This window comes from Micromonospora sp. NPDC023888, from assembly GCF_040639415.1.
Classification (GTDB): Bacteria; Actinomycetota; Actinomycetes; order Mycobacteriales; family Micromonosporaceae; genus Micromonospora.
In genome coordinates, this window is record NZ_JBEZZW010000009.1 from 114,768 (window position 1) to 131,172 (window position 16,405).

Annotated in this window: 17 protein-coding genes and 1 tRNA gene; 13 read left to right on the forward strand and 5 right to left on the reverse strand. The window is 69.0% G+C overall.

The features are described from left to right. Positions 1–16: 16 nt before the first annotated feature. The 4 genes from AB0F61_RS10930 to AB0F61_RS10945 all read left to right on the forward strand — a co-directional run bounded on the left by AB0F61_RS10930 (position 17) and on the right by AB0F61_RS10945 (position 2,587). On the forward strand, positions 17–502 hold the full coding sequence (locus AB0F61_RS10930) for a helix-turn-helix transcriptional regulator (protein ID WP_357806878.1): 486 nt from the start codon (positions 17–19) through the stop codon (positions 500–502). A gap of 133 nt (positions 503–635) precedes the next feature. Then, positions 636–1,235 carry an ATP-dependent Clp protease proteolytic subunit gene (locus AB0F61_RS10935; protein ID WP_357806881.1) on the forward strand — a complete coding sequence of 200 codons (600 nt, stop codon included), beginning with the start codon at positions 636–638 and terminating at the stop codon, positions 1,233–1,235. Positions 1,236–1,318: 83 nt separating this feature from the next. Continuing rightward, positions 1,319–2,083, forward strand: a complete 765-nt coding sequence (locus tag AB0F61_RS10940) for a hypothetical protein (RefSeq protein ID WP_357806884.1) — start codon at positions 1,319–1,321, stop codon at positions 2,081–2,083. Positions 2,084–2,236: 153 nt separating this feature from the next. Continuing rightward, a complete protein-coding gene (locus AB0F61_RS10945; protein WP_357806887.1) occupies positions 2,237–2,587 on the forward strand; it encodes a DoxX family protein in 351 nt (116 codons plus the stop codon). Between the two features lie 125 nt (positions 2,588–2,712). Here AB0F61_RS10945 and AB0F61_RS10950 read toward each other — a convergent pair. Then, positions 2,713–2,788: transfer RNA gene (locus AB0F61_RS10950), tRNA-Arg, on the reverse strand. A 475-nt stretch (positions 2,789–3,263) separates the two neighbouring features. On the opposite strand from AB0F61_RS10950, the gene AB0F61_RS10955 reads away from it, so the two are divergent. The 4 genes from AB0F61_RS10955 (at position 3,264) to AB0F61_RS10970 (ending at position 6,227) form a co-directional block, all read left to right on the forward strand. Beyond that, positions 3,264–4,178, forward strand: coding sequence for an NADP-dependent oxidoreductase (locus tag AB0F61_RS10955; protein WP_357806890.1), 915 nt, complete (start codon positions 3,264–3,266; stop codon positions 4,176–4,178). A 5-nt stretch (positions 4,179–4,183) separates the two neighbouring features. After that, the gene (locus AB0F61_RS10960) at positions 4,184–4,819 is read left to right on the forward strand and encodes a DsbA family oxidoreductase (RefSeq protein ID WP_357806893.1); all 636 of its coding nucleotides are present in this window, start codon (positions 4,184–4,186) and stop codon (positions 4,817–4,819) included. Between the two features lie 374 nt (positions 4,820–5,193). Then, positions 5,194–5,760, forward strand: a complete 567-nt coding sequence (locus tag AB0F61_RS10965) for a hypothetical protein (protein WP_357806896.1) — start codon at positions 5,194–5,196, stop codon at positions 5,758–5,760. A 2-nt stretch (positions 5,761–5,762) separates the two neighbouring features. After that, complete coding sequence (locus AB0F61_RS10970; protein ID WP_357806899.1) at positions 5,763–6,227, forward strand: nucleotidyl transferase AbiEii/AbiGii toxin family protein; 465 nt, start codon at positions 5,763–5,765, stop codon at positions 6,225–6,227. Between the two features lie 945 nt (positions 6,228–7,172). Here AB0F61_RS10970 and AB0F61_RS10975 read toward each other — a convergent pair. The 3 genes from AB0F61_RS10975 to AB0F61_RS10985 all read right to left on the reverse strand — a co-directional run bounded on the left by AB0F61_RS10975 (position 7,173) and on the right by AB0F61_RS10985 (position 10,105). Then, the gene (locus AB0F61_RS10975; protein WP_357806901.1) at positions 7,173–7,778 is read right to left on the reverse strand and encodes a short chain dehydrogenase; all 606 of its coding nucleotides are present in this window, start codon (positions 7,776–7,778) and stop codon (positions 7,173–7,175) included. Continuing rightward, the gene (locus AB0F61_RS10980) at positions 7,775–8,707 is read right to left on the reverse strand and encodes a helix-turn-helix transcriptional regulator (RefSeq protein ID WP_357806904.1); all 933 of its coding nucleotides are present in this window, start codon (positions 8,705–8,707) and stop codon (positions 7,775–7,777) included. The genes AB0F61_RS10975 and AB0F61_RS10980 overlap by 4 nt, the downstream gene beginning before the upstream one ends. A gap of 363 nt (positions 8,708–9,070) precedes the next feature. Further along, positions 9,071–10,105, reverse strand: coding sequence for a DUF6297 family protein (locus AB0F61_RS10985; RefSeq protein ID WP_357807141.1), 1,035 nt, complete (start codon positions 10,103–10,105; stop codon positions 9,071–9,073). On the opposite strand from AB0F61_RS10985, the gene AB0F61_RS10990 reads away from it, so the two are divergent. Beyond that, the gene (locus AB0F61_RS10990; RefSeq protein ID WP_357806906.1) at positions 10,043–10,552 is read left to right on the forward strand and encodes a cupin domain-containing protein; all 510 of its coding nucleotides are present in this window, start codon (positions 10,043–10,045) and stop codon (positions 10,550–10,552) included. The genes AB0F61_RS10985 and AB0F61_RS10990 overlap by 63 nt on opposite strands. 124 nt (positions 10,553–10,676) lie before the next feature. Here the strand turns inward: AB0F61_RS10990 and AB0F61_RS10995 are convergent, their stop codons facing one another. Further along, positions 10,677–11,453, reverse strand: a complete 777-nt coding sequence (locus AB0F61_RS10995) for a hypothetical protein (RefSeq protein WP_357806909.1) — start codon at positions 11,451–11,453, stop codon at positions 10,677–10,679. A gap of 384 nt (positions 11,454–11,837) precedes the next feature. Here AB0F61_RS10995 and AB0F61_RS11000 point away from each other — a divergent pair, with 384 nt between their 5' ends. From AB0F61_RS11000 to AB0F61_RS11015, 4 genes are all read left to right on the forward strand, one after another. Then, positions 11,838–12,542, forward strand: a complete 705-nt coding sequence (locus AB0F61_RS11000; RefSeq protein WP_357807144.1) for a TauD/TfdA family dioxygenase — start codon at positions 11,838–11,840, stop codon at positions 12,540–12,542. Position 12,543: 1 nt separating this feature from the next. Beyond that, positions 12,544–13,851 (forward strand): lysine 2,3-aminomutase, encoded by a 1,308-nt coding sequence (locus AB0F61_RS11005; RefSeq protein WP_357806912.1) that lies wholly within the window; start codon positions 12,544–12,546, stop codon positions 13,849–13,851. Then, positions 13,848–15,017, forward strand: a complete 1,170-nt coding sequence (locus AB0F61_RS11010; RefSeq protein WP_357806915.1) for an alpha-hydroxy acid oxidase — start codon at positions 13,848–13,850, stop codon at positions 15,015–15,017. The genes AB0F61_RS11005 and AB0F61_RS11010 overlap by 4 nt, the downstream gene beginning before the upstream one ends. A 145-nt stretch (positions 15,018–15,162) precedes the next feature. Then, positions 15,163–16,368, forward strand: coding sequence for a cytochrome P450 (locus tag AB0F61_RS11015; protein WP_357806919.1), 1,206 nt, complete (start codon positions 15,163–15,165; stop codon positions 16,366–16,368). The last annotated feature ends 37 nt before the right edge of the window (positions 16,369–16,405 follow it).

Below are 16,405 nucleotides of genomic sequence, written 5' to 3' on the forward strand. Positions count from 1 at the left end.
CGAAAGTGAGGCCGGCATGTCGTTGCTGCGACGAGTCATCGGCGGAGTGCTACGCCGACTGCGTCAGACCCAGGGCCGCACGCTACGCGAGGTGGCCGCCACCGCCGGAGTCTCCGTGCCCTACCTGTCCGAGGTGGAGCGGGGCCGCAAGGAAGCCTCCTCCGAGGTGCTCGCGGCGATCTGCCGGGCGCTCGGCATCCGCCTGTCCGACCTGCTTGAGGAAGCCCGCGACGACCTGCGTCGGGTCGAACCCCGCATCCCGGCCGCGCCACGGGCGCAACTCACCCGGATCGAACGGGCCGAGGTCGCCCGACGCGACGCGAGCCAGCACGCCCTACGGACGAGCAGGCCGGTCCTGCACCGGACGCCCGGGGCGAACGGCCCGACCCTCTGCGTCGGGGCGATGGCCTCCGCTGGTGGCTCGCGCCCCGGTCCGCGTACCGCCGCTCTGCGGGGTTGCGCGTGGGCCCGGGCGGGCGCGCGGCGGCTGACCGCCGTGTAGGCCGCCTGGTTCTGCCGTCAGCGGATCTGCCGGCGGCAGAATCACTGGGCCAGCGACCACCACCGCCCGCACGCTGAAGGGGCCGGTCCATCGGGCGGTCCCACCGCTCGCCGGCGTGGTGGAAGGCGGCGGCATGATCTCCTCCGGGGTACTGATGCTCGACGGCACGCAGCCGTCCTTCGGCGACCAGGTGTTCGAGCGGCTGCTGCGGGAACGGATCGTCTTCCTCGGCACCGAGGTGACCGAGGAGTCGGCCAACCAGATCTGTGCGCAGATCCTGCTGCTCGCCGCGGAGGACGCCGACCGGGACATCTTCCTCTACATCAACTCGCCGGGTGGATCGGTGAGCGCGGGGATGGCGGTCTACGACACGATGCGCTACGTGCGCAACGACGTGGCCACGCTGGCGCTCGGGTTCGCCGGCTCGATGGGGCAGTTCCTGCTCTGTGCGGGCGCCGCCGGCAAGCGGTACGCGCTGCCGCACTCGCGGATCATGATGCACCAGCCGTCCGGTGGAATGGGCGGCACCGCCTCGGACATCACCATCCAGGCCGAGAACATGCTGCACGTGAAGCGGACGATGCAGGAGCTGATCGCCAAGCACAGTGGACGGACCCTCGCCGAGATCCAGCAGGACTGGGACCGGGACCGGTGGTTCACCGCCGAGCAGGCCCGGGATTACGGCCTCATCGACCAGGTGCTCAGCCGGGCCGAGCAGCTACCGACGGCCTGATCGGCGCGAGTGCCGGACGCCTGTCCGTGCGCGTGCGACCACTGCGCGAAATCGGGTAGCGGTCGCCTATTAGGGTCACGTCTATGCGCCGATTGATCCCTACCCTTTCGATAGTCCTCGCCGTCGCCCTCGTCGGCGGCTGCGGCACCAATTCCGACAACCCGGGGACGTCCGCCTCGGCCGCCCCCGCACCGTCCAAGCTGGAGCCGGCGGCCGCCGTCAAGCAGGGCATGGACCGCAGCCTCGCCGGCCCGGTCAGCATGGCCGCGTCGGTCAAGGCCGGCAACCAGTCGATCACCCTCAGCGGAAAGATGGACCCCGCCGCCCGCGCGATCCAGATCAGCGGTAAGGCTCCGGAACCGATCGAGGTCCGGCTGATCGGCGACGCCGCCTACATCAAGTCGGAGTCCATGGAGGGCGAGAAGCCCTGGATGAAGATCGACCTCAGCAAGCTCAAGCCGAGCAGCACGTTGCGTCAGTCCTTCGATTTCAAGTCGCAGACCGGCCTCATCGGTGGCGTCGTGTCCGCCCAGGAGGTCGGCGGTGGCCGTTACACCGGCGTCGCCGACCTCAACAAGGCCGCCGAGGCCGCGAGCGCCGAGGCCGGAATGCGGGAAGGCATCGAGTCGTCCGCCAAGTTGGCGAAGGACCCGACGGCGATCCCGTTCGAGGCGACCCTCGACGCCGATGGGCGGATGACCGTGCTCTCCTACACGATTGCCACGAAGTCGTTGGGCGACCTCGTCACCGAGATGCGGATGAGCGACTTCGGCCAGCCGGTGACGGTGCAGGCTCCGCCGGCCGGCGACACCGAGGCGGCCTCCGACGAGATGTACGCGTTCCTCTGAGGCGGCCGACACATCGTCGGGATCACAAGCGTGGGCTGCGGGTCCTTCCCGCAGCCCACGCTGCGTCTACGCTGTGCCCCAGGTCACAGCACCGCAGGTAACAATCCGCGGCACCGACCCGTCCTTGAGGCAGACAACCACAAGGGAGGGCACATGTTCGCCGCATACGTCACGGTCACGATTCTCGCCTCGGTCTTCACCGGCATCGCCGCCGTCACCTACCTGATCGGCCACGACTACCCGAAGGCCCAAGCCGACATGAAGCGGCTGCCACACTCATGGTTGCCCCGCTTGGGGCTGGCGCTGGCGGCGGGTTCCCTGGGCCTGCTCGCCGGATTCGCCGTACCCCTGCTGGGCACCCTCGCCGCCGCTGGCCTCGTGCTCTACTTCGTCGGCGCGCTCATCGCGCACCTGCGGGTGGGCTCCCGCCACCTGGTGGGGTGGGCGGTGTTCTTCGCCACCACCGTCGCCACGCTGGCGGTGAGCCTGGCCTACCACTGGTGATCCGTCGGCTCCGTGCCGCCTGCGGTAGCCACTTGTTTGTGGGTACCTACCGGCGCGTGGGCGCGGGGTGAATCTGGTGGTGGGCAGTCGCGGCCGGCCAGACGATCACGGATTGCTGTCTTGCCTGGTGCCCCCGGCAGGATTCGAACCTGCGACACACGGTTTAGGAAACCGATGCTCTATCCCCTGAGCTACGGGGGCGCGAGTGGTCAGTGTAACGACCTGCGGGTCCACCTGCGTTGGCAGGGAGTGACCCATGTTGACCTGCGTTGACCCGGCGGACCGCCACGACCGACGACCACACGCGGACCATGACGGTCGGGGATATCACCTTCGGCCCACACACCACTTTCGGCAGATCCGGACGCCGCCGGGTCGACCGCTCGGGTTTGGTGGTGAGGCCGAAAATCGCGGCGATGTGCAGCGGGTCTCCGTCGATGGCGCGGGTTCTTCCAGGATGCGGTCCTCGCGGAACTGGGCGGCGGTGGCCGTCAAAGAGGCGGGCGAGCCAGTATGAGTTGCTCAACCGGTCCCGGGCGGGTCGCGCACGACTATCCGCCGTGCACCGGTCGTCCCGTGGGGAGCTTGACCTCAAGCGCGCTTGAGCTTGCAGGCTGGGCCCTGACGTCCCCCGGCCAGGTGGGCCGGCGCTGGAATGCGACGCGAGAGGAGATCCATGAGGGCCGCGGCGTTCCATACCTTCGGTGGTCCGGAGGTGCTGGAGGTTATCGAGGTGGCCACGCCCGTGGCTGGGCCGGGAGAGGTTCGGGTCCGAGTCGAGGCCGCGGGCGTGCAGGCGTACGACTCGGCGGTCCGGTCCGGCTGGACACCGCCGGGTCAGGCTGTGCGGTTCCCGCAGATCGTCGGCAACGACTTCGCCGGTGTCGTCGACCAGACCGGCCCCGGCGTCACCGACTTCCGGACAGGCGACGAGGTGCTCGGCTGGGCCCTGCTCGCCAGCTGCGCCGAGTACGTCGTCGTTCCCACCGGGCAGGTCGTGGCCAAGCCGGCCGGGATGTCCTGGCCGCAGGCGGGCACCCTGTCGGCGTCGGCGCAGACCGCGCACACCGCGATGGAAGAGCTGAAGGTCAGCGCCGGCGACACCCTGCTGATCAATGGCGCCTCCGGCGGCGTCGGAACCGTCGCGGTGCAGCTGGCCCTGGCTGCGGGTGCGACGGTGATCGGCACGGCCAGCCCGGAGAACCAGGACTACCTGCGCTCGCTGGGCGCCACACCGACCAGCTACGGCGACGGACTGACCGACCGCGTGCGAGCCTTGGCACCGGGCGGCGTCGACGTCGCCCTGGACGCCGCGGGCGGCGCGGCCCTGGACGCCTGCCTCGAGCTGGTCGCCGACCGGGACCGGATCGGCACACTCGTGGACTTCACCCGGGCGGACAAGCTCGGCGTACGCCCCCTGCGCAGCCAGCGCTCAGCCCAGCGGCTACAGGCGATCACCGACCTGTACCGCACGGGCCGGCTGACACTGACCGTGTCGGAGACCTTCCCGCTGGACCGGATCGCCGACGCACACCGCCGGATCGACACCGGCCACGCCCGCGGCAAGACCGCCGTCCTGCTCCGGGGGTGAGCGGCATGTTGATCGAAGTCTTCTACGACGTGCTGTGCCCGTGGTGCTACATCGGCAAGCACCGGCTGCAGCGGGTCCTGACGGATTTTCCCGGCCGGGACGAGGTTCAGCTGCGGTGGCGCAGCTATCAGCTGTCACCGGACGAGGGGCGGAGCCCTGGTCCGACCGCCGCCGAGGCGATGGCCTCGTGGACCTCGCCGGACCAGCTTCCCCGGCGGCTGACCCTGATCAGGCGGCTGGGCGCGGAGCTGGGTCTGGCTATTGACCTCGACAAGGCGCGTCCCGTCAACACCTTCGACGCGCATCGCCTGACCCATTTCGCGGCCGACCACGACCGGGCCGGCGCGCTGGTCGAGGCGCTGCTGCGGGCCTACCAGGCGCAGGGGCGAAACGTCGCCGACCAACTCGTCCTGCTGGAGTTGGCGCGGGAGGTGGGTCTGCCGGCGGAGGAGGCAGGCGCGGTGCTGGCCGGTGACAGGTATGCCGACGCCGTTACCGCGGATCAGCGGCGCGCTGCCGAGTTGCGGGTGAGTGGCGTGCCGACACTCGTCATCGACGGCGGCCGACCGTTCTCCGGCATGCAGCCGCCGGAGGTGATACGCGCCGAGTTGGATCGGGCCGCGGCGGTACACGGCGGTTAGATCGCCCCAAATGAGCCACACGAAGCCTGCCGGTGTCATCGGCACGACACCGTTCATCGGTGAAGGCTTCGACGCCCCGCCCTCGACACCCTCTTCCTCGCCGCCCGATCTCCTACGACGGAATACTCGTCCAATGCGCCGGCCGCGTCATGCGCGCCGCACCCGGCAAGGACGTCGCCGAGGTCAACGACTACCACGACCGGACCTCACCCATCCTCGCCGCTTCACTCCCACGCCGCATGCCCGGATACCGGGCCCTCGGCTTCACCAGAACATGAGGGCATCCGATCGCGACCACCATGGCTGGTCCCGCCGGTTACAGAGATACCACCAAACGCCAAGCGTGCTGGGCCTAGCATAGTAGACTGGCGAACATGGGCCGGTTCTCCGAGGATGAGCTGCACGCGGTTGTCTCTAGGTACGAGGCGACGCGCGCTGCCGCGTTGACCGAGCGGGACGAGCAGCTGCGGGCGTTCCACGCGGCTGGCTGGCGGCCGGTGGATCTGCAGCGGGTCACCGGGTACAGCCGGGAGACGATCCGGCAGGCACTACGACCGGAAGTCCGGCGGGCGACCAACCTCAGCCGGCGCAGGACATCCCCCCAGCCGCCGGCGGACTACCAGCCCTACGGAGACCGGAAGCCCTACGTGGTGGTCGAAACCCTTACCGCGCTACACGGTCCGACCGACGGCACGGTGACGCTTCCGCGTCATCTCGACTGGTCCGGGCACGCCGAGTATGACCTGAACCGAGCCGCACGCCTGGCCAGCATGTACAAGGTGGTACTCACCGAAGCCAGCACGGTCGAGGATCTGCACACCTGGCTCGACGCCGACCTCCTCCGGATGCTCTGGCCCACCCTCTGGCTGCCACCCCAGCTCCGCCAGCGCTGGGAGGAAGCCTTTCCCGAACTCGCCTCCACCCGCAGCAACGCGGCATAGCGGTGGACCCCTTCCACGAACGCCTCGCCCGGACCGGGCTCCGAGCGGCCGAACGATACGGCTTCGCGCTGGCCGTCACCGACGGCGTGCGGGCCTCCAAGGTCGAGCTCAGCGTGGACTGGCGCGCCAACGAACCGATCCTCATGGCGATCGGACCGGTACTCCACCCCGACGACGCGGTCGCGAACAAGATGAGCGCCCTCTACGGACGAGCGTTCGCCCGGGACTTCATCGACATCGACGCCACGCTCCGATCCGGTCGCTACACCCGCGACACCCTTCTCGCCCTCGCGCAGCGCGCCGACCGTGGCTTCGACCCGCGCATCTTCGCTGACGCTCTCGGGCAAGCCGCCCTGCTCGATCCTGACGACTTCGCGCAGTACGGCGTCACCAGCCGAGCGCTGGACAACCTCCGAAGCCGATTTGCGGAGTGGCGCCGCGAACTGCTCGACGACGAGCAAGGATGACTCGGCTCCCGACTCGCGGCAGTGTTGAGCTGCACCCGCAGGACCCACAACGTTCCAGCTGATCTTCGGCAAGCGATCGCAGCGAGCCCACGAAGCGACCGGCACCCAACGGGGGAAGACAGAAAGCCGCAGGTCATCAGCCCGTGGACACCGGCGGAGCGTCGGGTTAGGAAACCGATGCTCTATCCCCTGAGCTACGGGGGCGCGAGTGGTCAGTGCAACGACCTGCGGGTCGACCCGCGTTGGCAGGGAGTGACCCGCGTTGACCCGGGGGAACCGCCCCGACCGGCGACCACACGCGGATCACACAAGACGGGCCAGCGACCATGATCGTTGACCCGGTTGACCTGGAGTGGGCACGGATTGACCCGGGGTGACCTCCGCTGGAGACCACATCGCGACCACATCATCAAGATCAATAAAAGCGCGTCGGCAACTGACTTGTGCCCGGCGCCGTCAGTTCGGAAGAGCGCGCTCAGCCGATCGTGATGCCGAAACGCCTCTTAGTGGTGGCGGTAGGGACGTGCGCCTGGTGCCCGTTCGTGATCGTCGGACTCGTAGGCAGCCAGTGCACCCGGAGGCTCGCCGGACGGGAAGTTCCGAATCCTGGCGCTGGCCGGCCACAGGTCGAGTCGACGATTTCCGGCACCTGAACAAGCCGCACGCGACAAGGGCTCTGGCCGATCGTGGCCGGTCTCGGCACGGTCGGGCCGGAAGACCCCAACCAAGTTCAGAGGCCTACCTGACACGCACATCCATCGACGCCGACATCGAAGGCGAACTCGCCCAACTCGGCCCCACCGGGTACCGGCCGCTGCGTATGCGCGACACCCTGTTCTGATTGACACCGATCGTCAGCGGCTCCAGTGCCAGTCGGAAGGGTGGCAGCCCAGCGCGTTCAACCGTGATGATCGTGGCGACGATGTGTAAGCGCGAGTCGCGTGGTCATCCGTACGCCCGGATGATGCGGCCGGTGTCGTCACCTTCGACGCAGCGCAGGTAGTGGCCGACGAGTTCGCCCATCGGCACCGGACGCATGCCGGGGAAGTGTTCGGCGAAGGCGTCGAGGGAGTCGCCGATCATCGTGGGGCTGACCACGTTGATCCGCATACCCCGCGGTAGTTCGATCGCGGCCGACAAGCCGAAGCTGTGCAGGGCGCCGCTGATGACGCCGCCGCCAGTGACGTGCGGCCATGCTTGGTCGGCGAAGATACCGGAGGTCAGGGTGAAGGAGGCGCCGTCGGCGCAGTGGTGCTGGCCGGTGAGCACCAGATCTGCCTGCCCGAAGAACTTGGCTCGCATGTTTTCAAACAGCGCGTCGGATGTCAGCGTCGTGAACTCGTCGAGCGCGCCATGCGCTGCGATGCTCACGACGCTGTCGACCGCCCCGACCTCGCGGTACATGGCCTCGATGGTCGAGTGCGAGGTCAGGTCGACGTGGACGTCACCTGAGGTGCGTCCGGCCACGACAACGTCGTGGCCGCGCGATCGCAGCGCGGGCACCAAACGTCGTCCGATGGTGCCGGCGCCGCCGACGACGACGATCCTCATCGTGCTTCCTCCTTCCGGGGCAGGGTTCCTGGCGCGACGCGTCGTTCGAGGCTCTGTGCCAGCAAGGTGAGCGCGTCGGCGTCAGATGTGCCGGGACGCGCGTAGAACAGGCCGATCTGCTGGTCATCGTCAGGCAGGCTGACCGTCTCGTTCGCCAGAGTCACTCGCCCGACGACAGGATGGTCGAGTTCTCGTAGGTAGTACGAGCACGTTCGGACGGGGCGCCGCACCCACATTCGCGCGAACTCCGGGCTGTCGACGGCGAGTTGGCCGACGAGTTGTTCGAGCTCTGGGTCGGCCGGGTGCCGCGCAACCGCCTGATGCAGGGCCGCGACGGTGACCTGTGCCTTGGCGTGCCAGTCGCAATACAACGCGCGGTGGTGCGGGTCGAGGAACAGCATTCGGGCGATGTTCGGCCGAATCCGCATGTCCGGGGCGTCGACGTCGACATGGCCGGCCAGCAGAGCGTGTCCGAGGCGGTTCCACGCGAGGACGTCGGCGCGGTGATCGATCACGATCGCCGGTGTTTTAGGCATGGCGGCGAGCAGTTCACGTACCGAGGCCCTCAGCTTGCTTCTACGGGCACGAGGACGAGTCGGTCGTCGCGGAGCAGCAAGGATCCGCAGATGTTCGTGCTCAGCCGGAGAGAGTTGCAACGCCGCGGCCAGCGCGTCGATGACGGCGCCAGAAGCGCTACCGCTGACCCCCTGCTCCAGTCGCGTGTAGTAGCCGATACTGACCCCGGCGAGTTCGGCCAGCTCTTCCCTGCGCAGTCCCGGGACTCGCCGACGAGTAGCGCCGGGCTCGATACCCGCAGCGTCTGGCGTCAGGCGTTCGCGTCGGCTACGCAGAAAGCCGCCGAGATCGGTCGCTCCTTTGTTGACCACCAGCCCATCGTCGCGCCGATCGCCGCTTTCTGCCTGTCCCAAACAGGGATACCTTCGCGGGCCTCCGTGGGTTACGTACTCCTTTCATAAACAGTCCTTGCGCGAGCAAGATCAAGAATGAACTGCCGGATCCTCGTCAATCCCGGATTCGTTCTCAGAACCTGCTCTCAGGCCGCTCGCGTCAACGAAGGCACCCGGTCCGACGCCAACCGGCAAAGCGCTGTCTCGCAACCCGAGGCGGGTCGCTCTCAAAGAGCGGCTGCGTTCAGGCGGTAAGTGCGATGTTGTGAAGGTGCGCGATGCCAGCGGCGGTGTCGGCCAACGTGGTGGCGGCGCGGCGCGGCTTCATCGCTGATCCCCTTGCTCGACGGTGGACGGTGAGACGTCCTTCGCGCCAGACCGCCCCTACCGTCCACCGTCGCCGCGACCGGCGACAAGCACGAACGCCACCAACCCGACCAGTGAAACGATCGCCTGCGGCAGGATCATGGCGGTCGGCGCACCCGTGACCAGGGCGGTCAGGGCAGGCAGCGTACACAGGACGGCGATGTCCCAGCCGGTGGCGGCCCAGTGCAGCGGGCCGGTCGGCAGCACACCCATCGGGGTGACGATCGGCGGCAACTCGTGCCGGACCGCACCCCGTCGGGCCGCACGTACCGCCCCCGCCGCCAGGCCCGGCCCCGCGGCAGCGCCCAGCACCGGCCAAGCCCAGCCGTCCGCGCCCGGCGTCCGGGCCGCCAGCAGCAGGCCCGCCCCGACACCCCACGCGACGGCGAGGACGGCCGGCAGTACCGACCGGGTGCCGAGCAGGACCGGCCCGGGAAGGTTGAGCAGCCGACGCAACGCCGGCAGGTCCCGGTCCCGTCGCGCGTTGACGGTGAACGGTGCGAGGGCGGCGAGCCCGCTCAACAACCAGCCAGCGGCCAGCACGACCCCCCAGCCGGTGAGCACACCTACGAGAGCCGGCACCAGCAGCGCCGCCGCGGCGACGAGGAACTGCCCGGGCGATCGGCGGGCCGTGACGAGATCGTGGCCGACCACGGCGCGCGGCCCCGCGATTCTCGGCAACCCACCGCCCCTCGGCGCTCGCGCGGCCCACCGGCGTTCCTCCGCCGCCCGGGAGGCGATGCCCGGGTCGACGGTCACCAGCCCTGCGCCAGCGATGGCGCCCCACGTGCTGCCCGCCGCGAGCTGGCGCTGGGGCAGGCGGTCAAGCCGCCACACCGCGGCAGGAGCGGCGGCTGTAGAAGTCCCGGCCGGAAAGCACGCGAGGTGGCGGTGTTCTCCACGAGGATCAGACGAGCAGCCTCGTCGAGTGCCTCCGGGAGACGCGCCGTCGCCCGGAGGATCGAACCAACCGACCGCACACCCCAGGAGATGATCACGGTGATTCCCGCCGACGATCCCACCCGCTCGCTGACCGTGGCGAACCCTGACGATCCCGACACGACCTACATCTCGCTGGTGGGCAACACCTACGGCATGTTGATCACAGGCGAGCAGACCAACGGCGCGTACTGCCTGATCGACATGCGCATCCCCGACGGCGGCGGCCCGCCGCCGCACCGGCACGACTTCGAGGAGATGTTCACGATCCTCGAGGGCGAAATCGAGTTCACCTTCCGCGGCGAGAAGCACGTCGTGCGGGCCGGATCCACGATCAACATCCCGGCCAATGCACCGCACAACTTCCGCAACACCTCCGGTGCACCAGCCCACATGCTCTGCATGTGCACCCCGGCCGGGCAGGACGAGTACTTCACCCGCATCGGCGACGTCGTCGCGGGCAAGGACGCACCGCCGCCGCAGCTCTCACCGGACGAACTCGCCGAACGCCGCCGCCGCGCTGCCGAGCTGGCCTCGACCTACCGCAGCGAGTTCCTGTGACCAGCCAACCGCTGGCGCAACCCGTCGTCAGTGCCGAGCACTCGGCGAGGTCACAAGGGTATGAGAAGCCGACTGGACCACCGCCGGTCACCCACCGGCCACCAGCGCGAACACGAACTCAACCTCATGCTCGCCGCGTTCCGGAGCTGTATCCGCGGGCGGTGGCCCCCAGCAGGGCAAGCAGGTAGGTCAAGCCACACGCCAGGCTGGCCGGGACAGCGAGTTGCACGGCCTCGTCGACGAGGTTGGTCTCGCCGATGCTCTGGATGACGGCGAACAGGCCGCAGACCAGGATGACGACCTGCACCACGACGATGTGGAACCACGCCCGACGGACCGGTTCCTTCTCGACGACCCCGATGTACACCAGAGCGCAGACCGCGGCTGCGGCGCCCCATGCCGCGCCGGTCACGACCCGAGCGGCGGGCGTGTCGGGCAGGTCCATCAGGCCGGCGATGAGCAGCGCCAGCGGCATCCGAAACGACAGGCCGGACAGGAACGACTCTTCCAGATTCTGTCGGACCGGGCTGGCCGACGGCTCCAAGCCGCGCTTGAACGCGCCGACGAGCGAGAGCCCGACGCTGATGCCCGTGCCGGCCAGCGCGCTGAGCAGGCTCGACAGCAGGACATCGCGGGTGCCCAGGTCGGCGAGCCCGAACGCCAGGACGAGCAGCTTGACCGCGACGACCACGGCGTACACGATCGGCAGGCCGAGGACGAAGGCGAGGATCGCCATGAAGGTCGTCTCGCCGGTGTGCTCGTCGAGCAGCGCCCACAGGAGCACGCCGATGCCGTACACCACGGCCAGGCCCGCCCCACCGTGCCCGCCCACCATCTCGCCCACGAACCAGCCGAGCGCGCCGAATATCGCCAAGGCGAGCGCGCCCAGCCCGATCAGCACCCATCCAGTGTGCACCGGGCACGCACCAACGCCGCGGTCACCGGCTGGCAGCAACGCCGGCTCGGAAGCAACCAACCGGGTCGTCAAGACCGTCACCCGCGACGCCTACGGCTTCCGAACCCCAACAAACAGCGGCTACGCGCTGCGGTGCGGGCGGACGACACCAGCGCGTCATTCGGCACGCCTTCACCGAGTCACCGGAACTCCTTTCCACCCTGGACAGAGAGTGCTCGCATTGATACGCTTCGCATTGACGCGGGTTGGCGTCGATAAGCAGGGATCGACAGCAAGCAACGGGGGATTTCGGTGCATCAGAGCGCTCCACGCGCGGGCGTAAATCATGGCCGTTCCATTACCGCCAGGGCTGACGTCCGCCAAAACCCGATGATAGACCAGGTCCGTCGGGACGGCTTCTTGGTGATTGACGACGTCGAAAGCCACGAGGACGTCAGTTCCGCACTGATCGAATTCGGCCGGATGATGCCACAGTACGACGGCAATCTGACGTACGAGGTCAAGGCTCAACTGGGGTTCGACGACCGGGCATACTCCAAGAGCCGGAACGAGATCCGCGCCCACACCGAGGCCCCGGGCTGGAATCCGCCGCCGAAATACCTCGCACTCTGGTGCCGTGTCCAGGCACGCGGCGAGGGTGGCGAGACTTGCCTGGCCGACGTCAGGGCCTATCTGAAGGGCTTTGAACCGCCCGTCGTCGAGCGACTGCGCTCCCACGACATCGCATGGGGCGGGACGAACACGAGCGGTACGGGCAGTGCCGGCGTCGTCGCCCCCATGCTGACGACCGACGAGTCGGGTGATGAGGTTCTCCGCTTCAGCTACAACCTCCTGACCAGTGGCGAATACGACCCGGAGCTCGGCAGACAGGTCCCGGTGGAACGGTTACCGTGGGGCCAGTTCGGCTTCGATCTGGCTCATCAGGTGCACGAGCACTTCCGCGAGGCGGCACACCGGATAAGCATTCCCAAAAATGCGGTGCTGGTGTGGGACAACCACCGACTGGCGCACGCCCGCACGCCCTATACCGACGCCCGGCGGCATCTGATCCGGTATTGGCTGGCCGGAGCATGAAATGACGTTCTACAGCCATGCCCGTATGCGGTCGATCGCCGGCGACCGAGGTCTGGGTGAGGAATATCTGCGCGAATTCGACGTCGTCAGCGCAGTGCTTCCCTTCCGCGTCAACGACTACATCGTGGACCACCTGATCGACTGGCGGCGACCGCGTGAAGACCCGATTCTCAACCTGACCTTTCCGCACCGTCAGATGCTCGATCCCGAGCAGTTCGACCTCGTCGCGTCCGCGCTCGGCTCCGACGATCGGCTCGCCCTGGCCCAGGCGGTGGCCAAGGTGCGCGAGCAGCTGAATCCGCACCCGGCCGGCCAGCAGGACGCCAACGTGCCTGAGCTCGACGGCATCCGGTTGGACGGCCTGCAGCACAAGTACCGGGAAACCCTGCTGGTCTTCCCCGCCCAGGCCCAGTCCTGCCACGCGTACTGCTCATACTGCTTTCGTTGGCCGCAGTTCACGGGAGAGCCGCAACGGAAGATCAGAACCGCCTCACCGGACCTGCTCACCGCCTACCTGCGGGCCCACCCCGAGGTCACCGACGTCCTCCTGACCGGTGGCGACCCTCTGCTGATGCGGACCCACGTCCTGCTGCCCTGGATCCGGGCGGTGGAGGCGGCTGACGGTCCGCGTCCCCGCACGATCCGGATCGGCACCAAGGCGCCGGCCTACTGGCCACAGCGTTTCCTTTCCGACCCGGACGCGGGCCACCTCCTCGACGAACTGCGCCGGCTTGTGGAGGCAGGCCGCCCCGTCGCCGTCATGGCGCACTACTCCCATCCCCGTGAACTGGAGACGCCGGCAGCGCAGGCGGCCGTCCGCGCCATGCTCCGGGCGGGATTGACGGTCCGCTCCCAGGCGCCGGTCGTCGCGCACGTCAACGACGACGCGGCGGTCTGGGCGGCGCTCTGGCAACGGCAGGCCGACCTGGGCATCAGCCCCTACTACATGTTCGTGGAGCGAAACACCGGCGCCAAGAACTACTTCGCGATACCGCTCGCCCGCGCGCTGGACATCTACGTTGGTGCCATCAAGCGGGTCTCGGGCCTCGGGCGCACCGCGCGTGGGCCGGTGATGTCCACGTACCACGGCAAGATCCTGCTCAACGGGGTCGTCCGGATCGGGGGTGACCCGGCCTTCGTCTGTTCGATGATGCAGTCCCGCGATCCGGAGCTGGTCGGGTCGACCTTCCTCGCCCAGTACGACGAGTCCGCGACCTGGATCGACGACCTGCGTCCGCTACCCGGCACGGACTGGCCGTGGCTCGGCCCGGATGACCGGGTGCCCGCACTACGGGAGCCGGCTTCATGAGCGTCGATCCCGCGCCCGTGCTCCGGGACCACTCGCGCCGGGCTCGGGAGTCACTGCCTGCGGACGTCTTCGCGTACTACGAGTCCGGGGCGTTCGGTGAGGAGGCCGCCCGGGAAGCCACCGCCGGCTGGTCGCAGTACCGGTTCGCGCCGCACGTGTTGCGGGATGTCTCCCGGGTCGACACGTCGGTGCGCCTCCTCGGCTCCACCTTCACCTCGCCGATCGGGGCCGCTCCGTGCGCCTTCCAGGGGCTCGCCCACCCGGAGGGAGAGGCGGCGTCGCGGTCGGCGTTCAGCAAGAACGGCTCGCTGTTCGTCGCCTCCATGCGCAGCTCCCTGCCGCTGGCCGACATCGCCGCGGCCGGCTCGGGCGACTGGTGGTACCAGACCTTCGCCACCCGTGATCCCGGGCCGGCCCTCGGCCTCGTGACCCGGGCCCGCGAACTCGGGGCGACGGCCATCGTCCTGACCGGCGACACCCCCGTGGTCGGGCCGAAGTACCGGGTGGCCGGCCGCCGGATCCGCGTGCCGGACGAACAGTTCTTCTCCAACGTGCCGGCGACGCCCGGCGCGGATCAGAGCGACTTCGCGCCCCTCGAGGAGAGTCCGGGCGCCACCTACGCCTACATCCGACGACTCCGAGAGGTCTCGGGCCTACCCGTACTGGTGAAGGGTGTGCTGCGGCCCGACGACGCGCTCCGCGCGCTGGACGCCGGTGCGGCCGGGATCATCGTGTCCAATCACGGCGGGCGCCAGTGCGGTCGCGCGGTGTCCACCGCCGAGGCGCTGCCCGTGGTGGCCGCGGCGGTCCACGGCCGAGCACCGGTACTCGTCGACGGTGGGATCCGCAGCGGCGTGGACGCAGCCGTCGCACTGGCCCTCGGTGCCTCGATGGTGCTGGTCGGGCGACCAGTGCTGTGGGCTCTGGCCGCCGGAGGAGCGGACGCCGTCGGCAATCTGCTCGCCGTACTGGACGGTGAGCTGAGGCAGATGCTGGCTCTACTCGGGGCGACCTTCCCAGCAGAGGTCACGCCCGACCTGCTGTGGCCTGGCGCCGCGCCGAAGACCTCCTGCCCGCCTGGTGCGGCAGGTGGACGTTCTCACTCGGTGAATTCAGAGGAGGGGGTGAATCAGAATGAAGCGGATCATCGCGCGCCTCACGCGTAAGTCGATGCCGGGCCGGTACCCCTGGCACTGACGGTGACGACGCTGGAGGGGGCCAGGGCCGCCATGTCGAGCACTGTCCCCTCCGGCCACACCCCGGCACCGGATCCTGCAAGCACGTCAGACGGGAACGGACACGACCGATCGGATGGACATCGTACGGGAGCCGGCCGAGATCGGCATGAGGTGGCGCGCCTTCACCCGCGCCTACAACGCCGACCGACTCGGCTTCCTGAGCGCGCTCCCGGCCGTCGGCCCGGTCGTGCGGCTGGCGGCCAACCTGGTCTACGTGTCCGACCCTGCACTGATCGAGACGGTGTTCCGAGGCACCAACACCGCCTTCCAGTTGGCGCTGAACCGCCGCCTCGAATCGACCGCCGCAGGCCGTGGCGACGCGGCGCTGGAAGCGTGGATGAGCGCCCGCCGACGGGCGGCACCGGCGATACGCGGGAGCGCCACCGGCGGTGATCCTCGGGGGCGTTCCGAACTGTCGGACCAGATAAGCCAGTGGACCGCCGCGACCGAAACCGTCCGTGTCGTCGAGGACCTCACCCGCCTCAACCTTCGCGCGTCCGTGCGACTGGTGGCGGGTGGCCCCGAGCCGGGTCTGGAAGCGGGCACCTCCGCGTTGCTGCCCAGCCTGATCGCGATCGTGGACAAGGGAACCCGGCTCCCCCGCCCGCTCGCGTTGCTGTTCCGGCGACACCGGACCGCGCGGCGCAACGACGAGGCACTGCGGCGCCACGTCGTCGACCTGCTCGACTCGGCGCGTCCGAGCGGCATTCTCGGGGAGCTCGTCGGCTCCGAGGTCGACCGGGCAACCATCGCGAACCTGGCCGTGGCCGTGCTGCTCGCCGGCACCCTCGTGCCGGCGGCCGCAGGATCGTGGGTCCTGGCGCTTCTGGCCGGCAACCCGGAGTGGCAGGACCGGGCCCGCACCGATCCCACGGTGAGGACGTGGGTGATCAATGAGGCACTGCGCCTGTACCCGCCCACGTGGCTGATCAGCCGAACCGTCGCACAGGACGGCGTGTACGCGGGCTGGAGGCTGCGCGAGGGCGACGAGGTCGTCATCTCACCGTACGTCAGCCACCGTGACCCTCAGGTCTTCCCGCACCCGGAGCAGTTCGCCCCCGACCGATGGGCGGGCCTGCGCCCCAGCATCGTCCAGTACTTCCCGTTCGGGGCCGGGGCACGCCGGTGCATGGCAGCCGAACTGTCGTTGCAACGGCTCGACGAGCTCATTCTCCAGGTCCTGCAGCAGACCAGCGGGCTGAGTGGCGACCCTCCGCAATTGATGTCGACGACCAGCACGCTGTTTCCGGCGGACCTGCGGCTGCGGTTCACCGCCTGACTACCTGACGAGGCACCTAGCTGAACGGGACACCACG

Excerpts from the sequence above, each read along its gene's own strand:
- AB0F61_RS10930 (WP_357806878.1), top strand. The coding sequence starts at position 17 with ATGTCGTTGCTGCGACGAGTCATCGGCGGAGTGCTACGCCGACTGCGT.
- AB0F61_RS10935 (WP_357806881.1), top strand. The coding sequence starts at position 636 with ATGATCTCCTCCGGGGTACTGATGCTCGACGGCACGCAGCCGTCCTTC.
- AB0F61_RS10940 (WP_357806884.1), top strand. The coding sequence starts at position 1,319 with ATGCGCCGATTGATCCCTACCCTTTCGATAGTCCTCGCCGTCGCCCTC.
- AB0F61_RS10945 (WP_357806887.1), top strand. The coding sequence starts at position 2,237 with ATGTTCGCCGCATACGTCACGGTCACGATTCTCGCCTCGGTCTTCACC.
- AB0F61_RS10955 (WP_357806890.1), top strand. The coding sequence starts at position 3,264 with ATGAGGGCCGCGGCGTTCCATACCTTCGGTGGTCCGGAGGTGCTGGAG.
- AB0F61_RS10960 (WP_357806893.1), top strand. The coding sequence starts at position 4,184 with ATGTTGATCGAAGTCTTCTACGACGTGCTGTGCCCGTGGTGCTACATC.
- AB0F61_RS10965 (WP_357806896.1), top strand. The coding sequence starts at position 5,194 with ATGGGCCGGTTCTCCGAGGATGAGCTGCACGCGGTTGTCTCTAGGTAC.
- AB0F61_RS10975 (WP_357806901.1), bottom strand. The coding sequence starts at position 7,778 with ATGAGGATCGTCGTCGTCGGCGGCGCCGGCACCATCGGACGACGTTTG.
- AB0F61_RS10990 (WP_357806906.1), top strand. The coding sequence starts at position 10,043 with ATGATCACGGTGATTCCCGCCGACGATCCCACCCGCTCGCTGACCGTG.
- AB0F61_RS11000 (WP_357807144.1), top strand. The coding sequence starts at position 11,838 with ATGATAGACCAGGTCCGTCGGGACGGCTTCTTGGTGATTGACGACGTC.
- AB0F61_RS11005 (WP_357806912.1), top strand. The coding sequence starts at position 12,544 with ATGACGTTCTACAGCCATGCCCGTATGCGGTCGATCGCCGGCGACCGA.
- AB0F61_RS11010 (WP_357806915.1), top strand. The coding sequence starts at position 13,848 with ATGAGCGTCGATCCCGCGCCCGTGCTCCGGGACCACTCGCGCCGGGCT.
- AB0F61_RS11015 (WP_357806919.1), top strand. The coding sequence starts at position 15,163 with ATGGACATCGTACGGGAGCCGGCCGAGATCGGCATGAGGTGGCGCGCC.